Source organism: Alcaligenes sp. LTN-3 (assembly GCF_059735605.1).
This window is the reverse complement of record NZ_JCAPDN010000001.1, coordinates 586,980-600,728: the sequence shown is the minus strand read 5'-3', so window position 1 is coordinate 600,728 and position 13,749 is coordinate 586,980. Positions and strand designations below refer to the sequence as shown.

At 53.1% G+C, this 13,749-nt stretch carries 13 protein-coding genes; all 13 read right to left on the bottom strand.

Translation table 11 applies throughout. From position 1 onward, the window contains the following. Positions 1-466 precede the first annotated feature (466 nt). Entirely contained in the window at positions 467-1,987 is a 1,521-nt protein-coding gene (locus AC6I6N_RS02955) for a YifB family Mg chelatase-like AAA ATPase (protein ID WP_230018279.1), read from the bottom strand. A 107-nt stretch (positions 1,988-2,094) separates the two neighbouring features. Further along, positions 2,095-2,736 carry a pentapeptide repeat-containing protein gene (locus AC6I6N_RS02950; RefSeq protein WP_230018281.1) on the bottom strand — a complete coding sequence of 214 codons (642 nt, stop codon included), beginning with the start codon at positions 2,734-2,736 and terminating at the stop codon, positions 2,095-2,097. Positions 2,737-2,867: 131 nt separating this feature from the next. Beyond that, a complete protein-coding gene (locus AC6I6N_RS02945) occupies positions 2,868-4,055 on the bottom strand; it encodes an MFS transporter (protein WP_497943201.1) in 1,188 nt (395 codons plus the stop codon). Between the two features lie 60 nt (positions 4,056-4,115). Then, the gene (locus AC6I6N_RS02940) at positions 4,116-4,403 is read right to left on the bottom strand and encodes an accessory factor UbiK family protein (RefSeq protein ID WP_094196581.1); all 288 of its coding nucleotides are present in this window, start codon (positions 4,401-4,403) and stop codon (positions 4,116-4,118) included. Positions 4,404-4,509: 106 nt separating this feature from the next. Beyond that, the gene (locus tag AC6I6N_RS02935; RefSeq protein WP_094196580.1) at positions 4,510-4,995 is read right to left on the bottom strand and encodes a hypothetical protein; all 486 of its coding nucleotides are present in this window, start codon (positions 4,993-4,995) and stop codon (positions 4,510-4,512) included. Between the two features lie 319 nt (positions 4,996-5,314). Further along, complete coding sequence (gene ptsP, locus AC6I6N_RS02930; protein ID WP_199827919.1) at positions 5,315-7,027, bottom strand: phosphoenolpyruvate--protein phosphotransferase; 1,713 nt, start codon at positions 7,025-7,027, stop codon at positions 5,315-5,317. A 60-nt stretch (positions 7,028-7,087) separates the two neighbouring features. Next, positions 7,088-7,357, bottom strand: a complete 270-nt coding sequence (locus AC6I6N_RS02925) for an HPr family phosphocarrier protein (protein WP_094196578.1) — start codon at positions 7,355-7,357, stop codon at positions 7,088-7,090. Between the two features lie 34 nt (positions 7,358-7,391). Continuing rightward, complete coding sequence (locus AC6I6N_RS02920) at positions 7,392-7,799, bottom strand: PTS sugar transporter subunit IIA (protein ID WP_094196577.1); 408 nt, start codon at positions 7,797-7,799, stop codon at positions 7,392-7,394. Continuing rightward, positions 7,796-8,758: a glutathione synthase gene (gshB, locus tag AC6I6N_RS02915; protein ID WP_094196576.1), complete on the bottom strand. Its 963-nt coding sequence runs from the start codon at positions 8,756-8,758 to the stop codon at positions 7,796-7,798. Before gshB ends, AC6I6N_RS02920 begins: the two co-directional genes overlap by 4 nt. A 128-nt stretch (positions 8,759-8,886) precedes the next feature. After that, positions 8,887-9,411 (bottom strand): translation initiation factor IF-3, encoded by a 525-nt coding sequence (gene infC, locus AC6I6N_RS02910; RefSeq protein WP_094196575.1) that lies wholly within the window; start codon positions 9,409-9,411, stop codon positions 8,887-8,889. A 46-nt stretch (positions 9,412-9,457) separates the two neighbouring features. Continuing rightward, the gene (gene thrS / locus AC6I6N_RS02905; RefSeq protein WP_094196574.1) at positions 9,458-11,380 is read right to left on the bottom strand and encodes a threonine--tRNA ligase; all 1,923 of its coding nucleotides are present in this window, start codon (positions 11,378-11,380) and stop codon (positions 9,458-9,460) included. Between the two features lie 233 nt (positions 11,381-11,613). Next, positions 11,614-11,820, bottom strand: coding sequence for a putative hemolysin (locus AC6I6N_RS02900; RefSeq protein ID WP_257504845.1), 207 nt, complete (start codon positions 11,818-11,820; stop codon positions 11,614-11,616). A gap of 841 nt (positions 11,821-12,661) precedes the next feature. Further along, on the bottom strand, positions 12,662-13,588 hold the full coding sequence (locus AC6I6N_RS02895) for a carbohydrate kinase family protein (protein ID WP_497943200.1): 927 nt from the start codon (positions 13,586-13,588) through the stop codon (positions 12,662-12,664). Between the last annotated feature and the right edge of the window lie 161 nt (positions 13,589-13,749).

Sequence of the window (13,749 nt, the reverse complement as noted above, 5' to 3'; positions counted from 1 at the left end):
CCCGCGCAGCCCTGCCTAGAACAACAAGCGACGACAATGCAGATGGTGCCGTCGTCGCTCTAGGCTGCGATGCTTACTTTGTCAGCGGTCTGATTTACCTCCAAACCAAGCTGGAAATCAGCAACGCTCTATTTGAAAAGATACTCACCCTCAAAGAGGGTATCGATGGTGCCCACGTATTTTATTTAAAATCTCACACCCTTGAATCGAATTAAGAAAAAGCCCGAAAAAACGCCAGCGATAAACCAGGTGAGGAAAACACTCATACTAATATCTTGCTGGTAGCGAAAAATTCCGCGACAGCCTCTTCCTTGTCCTCTGGCGCAGCGCACGGCTTTATCCATAACTTGCAAATCTAAAACCCTAGGCGCTTTGGACCTGAGCCTGAGCGAAGTGCAAAGACCATATGCCTTAAACGTTACCTCCTCTTTCAAGCGGCTGATCCGCCCTTGTGGGCCTGTGTGAGTTACGGCAAATCAGGACGAAATTGCAAAGCCTCTGCAATATGGTGACGGACAATTTGATCCATCCCTGCCAAATCTGCAATCGTTCGCGCCACACGCAGCACTCTCCCCTGCACTCTTTCCGACCAATGCCAACGTTTACGTGCGCTAAGCAATAAGTGCACCGCATCCTCAGACAAAACCGCATACTCTCTGAGATTGGCAACCGATAAATGGGCGTTACTGCTTCCCTGGCGAGCAAGTTGCCTATCCAGGGCTTCTTGCACCCGCTTTCGTACGTGACTGGATGACTGTGCGGCCTGATCACGTTCCGGATCAGACTCACTCATCGTCACCAACAGGTCAATTCTGTCCAGCATGGGTCCAGACAAACGTTGCCTGTAGAGTTCTCGCTGAGCCAAAGAGCAGCGACAAGCCCGATGTTGACTCGCCGCCCATCCACAAGGACACGGGTTCATAGCAGCCACAAATTGAAATTGAGCCGGAAAGACAGCCTGCTTCTGCGCACGAGAGATACGCACACAACCTTGCTCCAAGGGCTCGCGCAAGGCCTCCAGAGAACGTCGACTGAACTCAGGCAGCTCATCAAGAAACAGCACGCCGTGATGAGCCAAGGACACCTCTCCTGGCCTGGGCCGGCTACCACCGCCAATCAAGGCGGGAGTGGAAACGCTGTGATGGGGGGCGCGAAATGGGGGACGCCTGCTAAAAAAATCCTGTTCTTGCACAAAGGAATACAAGGCGGCCACTTCCAGTTGTGCGTATCGATCCAAATCCGGCAATAGGCCGGGCAATCGTTGGGCCAACATCGTCTTACCCACTCCCGGTGAGCCGTTTAGCAGAAGGCTATGCCCACCCGCCGCGGCCACCTCCAACGCACGACAAGCCAAAGACTGTCCCAGCACGTCCGATAAACAAAACTGTTGATCCGTATTCTGTTCCGGCCAAGGCTGAGCTACCGTCTGTTCCAGCTCGGTATCGCCACGTAGATAGGCCGCAGCCTCAGCCAAACTGGCCACACCACGCACCTGTAAATCCGGCACATATGCAGCAATTCCAGCACTTTGCGCGGGCAGCAACAGACAAAGTCCCGAATGCCGACGCGCCATGCCCAAAGCTATCGTCAAGGCGCTTTGAACAGGGACCACAGCGCCGGTTAACGACAGCTCCCCAGCCATCACATAACGATCCAAACCGGTAATTGCCTGCTCGCGCTCTTTATCATCCGGACGACTAAGCTGGCCGCTGGCTAATAAAATCGCCAAAGCCACGGGCAAATCAAAGCGTCCCGAATCTTTGGGCAGATCCGCAGGAGCCAGATTGATCGTCAACCGGGCGGCGGGAAAGTCAAAACCACTGGCGTGCAAGGCCGCTCGTATGCGCTCGCGACTTTCGCGAATACCGGCATCGGGCAAACCCACAATATGGAAAGCGGGCAAACCCGGCGCCACATGCGCCTCAACGCGTACATCGATGAAATCCAGGCCCGACAAGGCACAACTATTCAGCACGGCCAAGGACATATGCCCTTCTCCCTTTCCAAGGCAAATAGTCAGTCTGCCTGCCAGGAAAGAGAAGCTCCAGATACCTGCCTTAAAACATCACTGCGTACTTGTACGGCATGCCGCTCTTACTGAACCTGCACCCCCATGGAGCTGACTAACTGCACAGCCTGTTCGACGGACAAGCAGGCGCCTTGGAAAGCGTTACTCAAGTCGTACCACGTAATGCTACCCAACTCTACGCTACGCAAGTCCGCCCCTTTAAAGTTTGCACCTCGCAAGCTGGCGCCCCTCAAGCTGCCGCCTTCAAATACCGCATCCTGAAAATCGCAGCCGCCCAAGTCGGCATCGGAGAAATCCAGTTGCACCAGATTTTGTTTACGGAAGTTAATCGCACGCAAGGTGGCACCGACCAGCTTGCATTCACGCAGACTCAAATCCAGACCACGGGTTTCGTTGAAGATGGCCCCGCTTAGTTTGGAGTCCTCGATCTGCAAGGAAGCAATCTGGGCACGCACCCACTTGCTCAAGTGCAGATCACACACCCGAAAGCGTGCCGAGCTTAAATCAGCCAGACTGAAATCCACTTGCCCCAGCTTGCAGCGTTGCCAGACTGTGTCTTGCAGATGCGCCCGTGTAAAACGGGTATCCAGAAAACTGCAAGCGGAAAACTGCAAGCCCTCCAGTTCCAGACCCGATAGATCCTCGCCATCAAAGGTGCAGTTTTCAAAGCTTAAAGACTCATGGGAGGCGGCCGAAAGATCAATCAATTCATCTCTTGTAATCTGGACATTACTGACTAGCATGCAGCTGCTTTCCCTTCAAAAAAACAGAGCCAGCATTGCTGAGCTGGCTCCTTCATTATCTGTTTCTAATGATCCGACTGTGATCAGAGCAAAACTTAACGGCCATTGGGCAGAACCAATCGTGACAAGCGCCAGGCAATGATCAAGCCCAAAACGGCAAAACTAACCGTCGCCACCCAAGCCCACTGCCATCCGCCCAACGCATGCACAACCGAAGCCACAACAGGTGGCCCTACAAACTGCCCCAGTGAAGAACATTGCTGCACCCAGCCCACGGAGGTTGAGGTGGTCTCTGGCGACGGCGCTGCCGTAACCGACAGAAAAAACAAGGTAGCAGGAATCAAACCGCCCACAATCGAAAACAGCAGAATGGCGACAAATTGAACCACCAAACTGTGTGTCAGTCCGAAGGCAAGAACTGCACACGCAATCATGCCCAGATAGCCGGCTTGCAGCAGTCGATGAGGCGGGATACCCGCATGCAGGCAACGTCCCGCACCTAGATTGCCCACCACATTTCCAGCCGCAATCAAGGCCGTCAGCAAACCAGCCGTGCCAACCGCTATCTCTGCCTGATTATAAATAGTGGGCATAAAACCCACGACCGCCGCCCATTGTGCCGCGTAAACGCCAAAGGCCAAGGCCAGCAACCAAACCCGACCCGAGCTTAAGGTCGTGCGCAACAGGCTCGACCAGTGATAAGCGGATACATCCTGCGTCGCACGCTTGGTTTGAGTTTGAGAATCCGGCGGCACCAGAAGAAAGGTCAAAACCATGAAGATGGCCGTCAATACGCCCAGAACTACCCAAAGCGTACGCCAGGAGCCTACTGCCAACCAGGCAGCGCCAGCCCACAGCATCAAGACTGCTCCGGCAGGCATATAACAGCCCCACAACCCCATGACCCGGCTCAAACGTGCGGCATCGGTAATACGTTTGATCAAGGCAGGAATGGGCAGCACTACCATCAAGAAGCCACACCCCTCTATCATGCGGCCCAATAAAACCAGCGAACTATGCTCAAACAGAGAACCAATCAGCGAAGCCAGGCTCAAAATGCCCAGCCCCGTCAGAATGCAGCGGCGCAAGCCGATTTTCTCGGAAATCAGTCCTATACCTAGCCCCAGCAACATGCCGGCCATTTGCACGCTCGCCAGCAAAAAACCCGACTGCACCAGGTCCATGCCCAACTCCCGCTGCATAAAAGGCAAAGCCGGGGGTACTTTCCACACATGCAGTGCGGCGCACACCCCGGTCAACACAAGAAAAACAGCAATAAGCAAGGGGCTGGCCGAATGTTTGCCCCTACCCCCAGGCCTGGTAACAGTATTCAAATGAAGTTATCAGCCTTGGCTGCCCTCTTGAGCAGGAGCATCACCTTCCTGAGGAACAGGAGTTTGGCGCCCTTCCAAGGCTTGCAAACGTGTTTCCAAAGCAGCCACACGAGCCAGCGCACGCTCCAGCATCAACTGGTAAGTATCGAACTCTTCACGGGTGACCAAGTCCATACGGTTGAAGGCCTGTCCCATAAAGGCTTTTACATTGCGCTCAATATCGGCAGCCGGACTTTTGGCGATCAGCTCCGAAACATTTTTTTGTAGATCTTCCAGCCACTCGCTACGATTAATCATGGTCCTCTCCTGAAAATATTGACACTATCAGCAGTATAGAAAAAGCGGGTGCCAAAGGCACCCGCTTTTTTCATCTGGCCAGACAAGCTGCCCAATTATTCAAGCCTTAAGGTTTGGCTTGTTCTGAAGGAACGGAAGATGGTGAAGAGTCAACACCATTACCCAGTTTGTCCTGAATAGCTTTATCAGCTTTGGCTGCGCCTTCTTTAATCGCATCACCAGTACGGCTGGCAGCTTCAGCCATAGCGTCCTTGGCTTCGTCTGCTTTTTCAGCGATTTTATCGCCGGCAGCCTTGGCATCTTCCTTCAAGGAGTTAGCATTTTCCTTGGCGTTTTCTTTCTGTTCCTCTGCTTCTTTTTTGACGTCTTCAGCAACTTTAGCGGCGTCCTGCTTCAACTCTTCCGTTTTTTGCTCCATGGATTTGTCAGCTTCGGGAGCAGGTGCAGTGGAAGGCGCCGTCGATTGTGGCGCAGCGACAGGAGCCGGTGGCGCGCTCGAAGCGGCTTTATCGTCCTCTTTGGAACACGCAGCCAAAAGAGTCATCGAAGCAGCAGCGGCCATGACAGCAAAATGAGCACGAGTCAGTTTCATAAGATTTCCTTTCTACTATTCCAAGGTCGCTAGATAGAATGGGCCGATGCCTGGTGCGACTTCCGGCTCGGCCTTGGGTTTGTTACAACTCCCCTAAGAGCCATTCTATCGGTGCCAGGCATACAGACCAATCTATTAGTGTAAATCCTGATTTCAAATATTCTGACGATATAGCTCAAGGTTTGTGACAAACCCTTTAACAACAAGTACCTAGCCTGAAACCCGGATACGAGACCCTGTTACAAACAGAATCCCTCATCGGGTTACAGCCGGGGTTTGTTACATATTTGCCAAATTAAATTGATCTATTTTCAACCACTTAGGCGGCTAATGTCGCTAAATCGATGCGCTCGGCCCGGTTCAAGGCACTGGCAACCTTGACGCGCAAGGCATTGGAATGCGAAAGACGCACTTCCTTTTTCACATCCAGCAATTGCTGCGGATGCATGGAGAATTCTTTTAGGCCCAGCCCCAGCAACATGCGAGTGACCGAGGCATCCCCTGCCATTTCCCCGCAAATCGCCACAGGTTTACCTGCTCGGTCAGCCGCATTGATGGTATGCGCAATCAATCGCAAGACAGCGGGATGCATGGGGTCGTACAGGCTGGCCACTTCTGCATCTCCCCGGTCTACCGCCAGAACGTATTGAATCAGGTCATTCGTTCCGATGGACAGAAAATCCAGTTCCTGCACAAAGGGCTCAATAGCAATAGCGATGGCTGGCACCTCTACCATGGCGCCCAATAAATAATTTCGAGCAAAAGGCGTGCCGGATTTCTCCAGCTCCCGCGCCGCCGACTCGATAGCCTGGCGGCTTGCATGGACCTCGTTCATGGAGGAAATCATGGGGATAAGAATACGGATTTGCCCGTACTGACTGGCTCGCAGCAAGGCACGCAGCTGCGTGGCAAACATTTCAGGCTTGTCCAGACAATAGCGAATTGCGCGTAAGCCCAGCGCGGGGTTGGTTGCTACCGTTGCGTCACCATCCAAAGTCTTGTCAGCACCAATATCCAGTGTGCGAATAGTGACGACCTTGCCTTTCATTGCCTTGACAACACGAGAATACGCCTCGTATTGCTCTTGCTCGGAAGGCAGATCCGCGCGCCCCATAAACAAAAACTCGCTGCGAAACAGGCCAATACCATCGGCGCCCGCCTTCAAGGCAAGCTCGGCTTCTTCAGGAAGCTCAATATTGGCCTCCAGACGAACATGGATGCCATCCAAGGTCATCGCAGGCGCATCCAGCAATGCCTCCAGCTCGGCCCGTTCACGACGATAGGCCTGCTGACGTTCCCGGTATTCAGCCAGCACCGGTTCAGACGGATTCACTATCACCGCGCCGGAGAAACCATCCACAATCAAATAATCGCCATCGCGAATCAGACTGCGGAAACTTCCCAGGCCCACTACGGCAGGAACACTCAAACTGCGGGCCACAATCGCTGTATGCGAGGTTGGCCCACCCAAGTCGGTCAAAAAGCCAGCAAAATGACCACCACGCAAGCGGAGCATATCCGCTGGGGAAATATCTCGAGCGACCACAATCAGCGGTTCTTCCTGAGCCGCAGAAAAACCCGGCAACAAGGCTGGCTTGCCTGCCAGAACTCGTAATACCCGCTCGATAACCTGGCGCACATCAGCACCACGTTCGCGCAGGTATTCGTCTTCCATTTGGGAGAACTGCTCAACCAACATCTGACCTTGCGAAGTCAAGGCCCACTCTGCGTTGTAGTGCCGCTCGGCGATGATGGCGCAGGTTTGCTGCGTCAACATGGGATCGTCCAGCAGCAGGCTGTGCACAGTCAATATGGGAGCCAGCTCGCGCGGGGCATCCACAGGCAACTGATCAACCATGGTGCGAAGCTCATCGCGAGTACTGGCCATGGCGCTTAACAGGCGCTGGCTTTCAGAATCAACGTCTTCGGCTGCAATCCGATAATGAGGAACTTCCAGTGCTGCTGCGCTCATCACCACGGCTTTGGCAATGGCGTACCCCTTACCGACTGCTTGACCTTGAGCGGTAAACATCGAAGGCAAATCAGGTGCCGGGGTACGAGCTGCTGCACTATTCATGAATGGATTGCTTCCCTATTCGTTTTCACCAAACTTGGCATCAAACAACGCTTGAATATCATTGAGGGCCTGGTCGGCATCCTCGCCCTGAGCGTCGATAACCACGGTGACCCCCATTCCGGCGGCCAGCATCATGACACCCATAATACTTTTTGCATTCACGCGTTGAGATCCGCGCGCGATAAAAATCTCACTACGATACCGGCCAGCCAACTGAGTAAGCTTGGCTGCTGCCCGAGCATGAAGACCTAATTTATTACTAATCGTGATGGATACGCTAGGCATAAGGGCAACTGAAAAATGAAAATGAACATTCAAATTAGCAATGGCAGTCTGCGTGAACAATGCCACGCAATGCGCCTGCCATGACATCCTGGGCGAACTGCTCAGGATTGTCACGTCGCTCGGTCAAGGCTTTCAACACCATACACATATTGGTGCCAGTCAATAAATAAGCGCCCTGTCCTTGATCTTGCAAAGCTTGCTGAACCCGCCGGGCCACATTAAAGGGTGTGGCACCGTACAGATCACACAGGATCAGCGTGGCCAATGCGTCCGGCGCTTGTGTGTGCAACCGCTCCAGCAAGCGATCTACCGCTGTATCGGTGCATTCGTCGGCCTGTATGTCAAAGACAAACAGATCGGGCTTTTCACCCAAGACGTGCTCGGCACAACTGGCAAACGCACTGGCCAGAGGCTCATGCATGATCAAGGCAAGGCGAATCACGCGCGTCCCGTCGCTTGTTCGACGGCCTGGGCAAAACGCTGCGCAACGTCAAAGCCTGTCTGGTCCGTGATTTCAACAAAACAGGTTGGGCTGGTCACGTTGATCTCCGTGACGTAGTCACCAATCACATCCAGACCGATCAGCAGCAAACCACGAGCGGCCAGTACAGGGCCCAGGGTACGAGCAATATGCCAGTCGTGTTCGGACAAAGCTTGGGCAACCCCTCGACCACCTGCAGCCAGGTTGCCGCGCGTCTCACCTGCCAAGGGGATACGTGCCAAGGCATAAGGCACCGGTTCACCATCGATAATCAGGATGCGTTTGTCACCCTTGACGATTTCCGGGATGTAGCGCTGCGCCATAATGGTTTGCGTACCATTCGCCGTCAGCGTTTCCAGGATGGCGCCCAAATTGGGCTCTGGATCTTGCAGACGGAAAATACCCATGCCGCCCATACCATCCAGTGGTTTGACGATCACATCCTTATGCTCCTGGTGAAAGGCACGCAGGCGGGCCATGTCACGGGTGACCAAAGTGGGTGGGGTAAATTCTGGAAATTCGGTAATCGCGAGTTTTTCAGGGTGATTACGAATGGCTGCGCCCGAATTGAAGACCTTGGCCCCCTGCTCCTGCGCAAAGCTGAGCAAATGCGTGGAATAGGAATATTCCATATCGAAAGGCGGGTCTTTACGCATGATGACCGCATCAAAGGCATTCAACTCCTGCTCGGTCGCAGGTTCGGGGTGTGTCCACCACGAAGTCGCACGCAAATCGGCATCGGCAGCAATGCTTACAGCCTGACTACGTGTACGAACCCGGCTTTGGGAAATATACAAATCAGACTGCAATGTGACGCTGACGCGATGACCACGCGCCAAAAATGCACGCATCATGGCAACGGAGGAATCCTTGTAAGCCGACAGGCTGGGCAAAGGATCAATGATGAATAAAACGTGCATATCACACCTAGAGAAAAACGCCTTTGCAGCCGAGCTGCAAAGGCGATTGCGCTCGACTCACCACTTGGGAGTGAGTCGAGCGACGCATAATGCTCCTGGGCGGATCCAGGCAGCATCGTGCAAAAGTATCAGGACGCTTTCTTGCGAGGCGCCAAGACCATGACCATTTGACGGCCTTCCAACTTGGGCATTGCTTCAACCTGACAGATTTCGCTGACTTCGTCGCGAACCCGCTCCAGCACACGCATCCCCAATTCCTGGTGCGCCATCTCACGACCACGGAAACGCAAAGTCACCTTGACTTTATCGCCATCATCGATGAAACGCTTCACATTGCGCAGCTTGACCTGGTAGTCTCCTTCGTCCGTGCCGGGACGGAACTTGACTTCCTTGATCTGAATGACTTTCTGCTTGGCCTTGGCTTCTTGTTGGCGCTTCTGTTCCTGATAACGGAATTTGCCGTAATCCATCAGACGACAAACCGGTGGTGCAGCCGTAGGGGCGATTTCCACCAAGTCCACATCATGTTGTTCTGCCATTGCCAAGGCGTCAGGCACCTTGACGATACCTAGCTGCTCACCCTCGACTCCAATGAGTCGCACCTCTGGAATACGAATTTCACCATTGATGCGATGTTTTTTCTCGGTTGCGATGTCGAAAACTCCTAAAAATGTCGATAAAAACGATAGCGTTTCTGTTTTACTGACGGCTATCGATCTCTTGCTTCAATCGTGCTGAAAAATCGGCTATTGGCATGACGCCCAAGTCCACGCCACCACGCGCGCGTACGGCCACTGCGCCATTTTCACGCTCTTTTTCACCCACGACAAGAATATAGGGCACTTTTTGCATACTGTGCTCACGAATTTTACGAGTGATTTTTTCACCACGCAAATCAGAGGAGGCACGGAACCCCATTTTCTTCAGGTTTTGCGCTACGGACTGGGCGTAATCAGCTGAACCTTCAGAAATGCAGCATACCACCACATGCTCTGGAGCCAACCAGGCCGGCAAGGCACCAGCGTGGTTTTCAATCAGCATGCCGATAAAACGTTCGAAAGAACCCAAAATAGCACGGTGCAACATCACTGGCACGCGACGCTGATCCTGGGCATCCACATACTCGGCGCCCAAACGCGCTGGCATGGAGAAGTCCACCTGGATAGTGCCGCACTGCCAGTGACGGCCAATGGCATCTTTCAGTGTGTATTCAATCTTCGGACCATAGAAAGCGCCCTCGCCTTCAGAGATCTCGAACTCGCAACCAGTACGGCGCAAGCTTTCGATCAGGGCTTGTTCAGCCTTGTCCCAGACCGCATCGTCACCGATGCGTTTTTCAGGACGAGTGGCCACTTTATACAAAATCTCGGTAAAGCCGAAGTCCGCATACACGGCTTGCAACTGAGCCGTAAAGGCCGCGCACTCGTCTTGCAGCTGATCTTCGGTACAGAAAATGTGACCGTCATCTTGTGTAAAACCGCGCACACGCATCATGCCGTGCAAGGCACCCGAAGGTTCGTTGCGATGGCATTGACCGAACTCGCCGTAACGGATCGGCAGTTCACGGTAGGAATGCAAACCGGAGTTGAAGATTTGCACATGGCCGGGGCAGTTCATGGGTTTTAAGCCATACACACGATTTTCCGACTCGGTCGTGAACATGTTTTCAGCATAGTTGTCCCAGTGGCCCGTTTTCTTCCACAGCGACAAATCCAGAATTTGCGGCGCTTTTACTTCCTGATAGCCATTGTCCTGATAGACGCGGCGAATATATTGCTCGACCTGTTGCCAGATCACCCACCCCTTGGGGTGCCAGAAAATCAGACCGGGAGCTTCTTCCTGGAAGTGGAACAGATCCAGCTCGCGGCCCAGTTTACGATGGTCGCGGCGCTCGGCCTCTTCAAGCATGGTCAGGTAAGCTTGCTGATCTTCCTTGGTCGCCCAGGCAGTGCCGTAAATGCGTTGCAGCATTTCGTTATTGCTGTCGCCACGCCAGTAAGCGCCGGCCACTTTCATGAGCTTGAACACTTTCAGCTTGCCAGTAGATGGCACATGAGGGCCACGGCACAAGTCGATAAAGTCGCCCTCGCGGTACAGGCTGATGGGCTCGTTGGACGGGATAGAGGCAATAATCTCTGCCTTGTAGTCCTCGCCAATACTCTTGAAAAACTCAACAGCATCATCACGCAGCCATTCTTCGCGAGTGACCACTTCGTCTTTCTTGGCCAATTCTGCCATTTTCTTCTCAATGGCTTCCAGATCCTCGGGCGTAAAGGCGCGCTTGTAGGAAAAGTCGTAGTAAAAGCCGTTGTCAATCACCGGGCCAATCGTGACCTGAGCATCCGGAAACAGACTCTTGACGGCATAAGCCAGCAAGTGGGCGGTGGAATGACGAATCAAATCCAGACCATCCGCATCTTTGGCAGTGATGATGGCCAAATGGCTGTCCTGGTCGATCACATACGAGGTGTCCACCAGACGCGACTCGGTACCTGGCGTGCCGACACGGCCTGCCAGGGCGGCACGGCCCAGGCCAGTACCAATCGAGTTCGCCACTTCGCTGACGGAAACCGGGCCCTGAAACTCTCGCTGGGAGCCATCGGGCAGTGTGATTCGGACCATAACACTTCCTGAAATAAAAAACGCGGCCTTGAAAAAGCCGCGCTTTTGAATTGAACGTTCTTGGAAAGCAAACGAAACGCTACGCGGCCACGGCTAGACTTGCCGACGGGTAGTTCGCGTTGAGTTCATAAGATTCTACTTCCCAAATAACACATTTGATTGGCTAAGTTTATCACCTTCGCCCACGATCGCGGTGCGGTAACACCACAAAAAAACCACATTTGGCAAAGAATTCAGTCCATGCGGGGATACCAGCTACGGTAAAAGGCCCATTCCTCAGACTCCGAGCCATCTTTCATCAAACAGGTTCCATAAGCGCCACGCTCACTTTCGTGAACAATGGTTTGTCCGCCCATGCTCTGACAAAAAAGCGAGGCCAAGTTAGCCTGGGTCGCTGGCGCAGTGCTCGTTTGGCTGGAGCTGGCGCATGCCGATAACATCAAAGAGCCTGCACAAGCAGAAACTAAGCGGAAAAACATGATTTCCTTCTCCTTGACCTGATGTTTGCTAAGGCCTGGTTTGTCATTTGACACGATGATTGACCAAGCAGCGTCTGCTGTTAACGCAAGCTAGAAAAAGCTTTCAGGCGCTGGACGCGAAACAGATCGTGGAAATAGCTTACTACACTTGTTAGATAGGAAAAGTGAGCAATGGCATGCGTGCAGCAAAAGCAACACGTTAAGTAAAAGAAGAAGTTGAAATCACGCGTAAGTAACCGGGTTTTATGACAAAGTAAGACAATGCCCGGCGCAATTTATGAGCGATGCAGACAGAAAGACAGCAAAATAAAGCCCAGGATCCCGCAACCAGCCAGCATTAATACCACTGGTACATAATCGATCAGATTCAAGGTAGTAATCATGGCGCACATCCTGAAATTTCAACTAAAACAAGCTTGAAACCATGGTAACTGCCCCTCCTCAGAACATGAAGTCAACGATTGTCAAGATCCCGTACAGCACAGACACAAAGACCAGGCTCGAGCCACACGAGCGTATTTCTGCAGCAAACAAGCTCGCAACATGGAACAACAGCCTCTGCACAGACACTTCGCGTCTGCGCTCTATCCACTGAAGACGGTAAAAATTGCGTAAACCACGGGGACTGCCAAGGGCGTAACCATTAATAAAGCCGTATCACGTTTCCATGTCTTGGGACGGGTATGACAGAGTGTGATGCCCAGTAAAACCATCACCAGTAGATATAAACCGACAATAATGACAGTGACAGCCATCTCCCCTTCCTTTGCGATTGTTTTTACTGTGTTCTTTTATTCAATACTCACCAAGCCAGAACGTCATCCGCGCTTTGCCCGAACATAGGCGGAAACGTATTGGCCGCCCACTGTTCCAACCTTGCTGCCGCTGCCTGGTTGGCCAAATCCAGGGCCTCTAGCGGTTTCAGCCCCCGTTTCCAGGCCAAGGCAAAGTTGGACAGAAACGCATCCCCGGCCCCAACTGTTGAACGCACCATGACTTTACTGGCAGGCTGCACATAATGTTGTCCATTAAAAGCCAATACCGCCCCCTGCACACCCAAGGTAATCAGCACAGCTTGTTGGGGATGATGTTGCAAACGCGTGGCCAGCTCGCACGCTTGATGAATGGATAACTCCAGCTCAATATCGGTGTTCTTAACACCTGCCAACATTTGGGCCTCTACTGCATTTAAACCGAGCACATCGGCCCGCGCGCAAACTTGCTGAAATCCAAGTCCTTGATGCTGCAAACAAGCCACACTGGGATTGACCACTAAACAAGCTGACGTCTCGCTTCTTTCAGCTAAGGCCTGCGCCAAACTTTCCATAGGCTGCAAGGCAACAGGGGCCACGTAGATCAAGTCTGCTTGCAGATCTTGAGCCTGAACACGCAAGCAGGCATTGGCACCTCGTCGGGCCAGCACCGAAGCACTTCCGGAAGGCCCTACCAGAACAATGGCTTTACCTGTAGGTTGATCAGGGCAGCGCTGCATACTGCTGACATCAATACCTAGTTGCTCAATATGGGTTCGCAAACAGCCGCCTAGGCCATCTCGACCCAGCGCCCCCAAGAGTCGAACCGACTCGCCTTGCTCCATAAAACTGGCTGTCGCATTTAGTGCACCGCCGCCTGGATACAAGTCGATCGAACCCACTTCCTGCTTGTCACCACGCGCCAGCTCGGCTGGCATGCCAGAGACCACAATATCAACGGTAATACTGCCAATCACGACAAGCTGCACCCTGAACCTCGGCAATGAAAAAAAGAGAGCGGAAATCTGTTTGGAACAGTATACCCACGGGCTAGAACGGGTAGTCCCTGGTAGAACATCAACGCTGGGCAGTCGGCCAGAGCCCAGCAACCGTGCGACCTGGTTCCAGCAGCACAAAA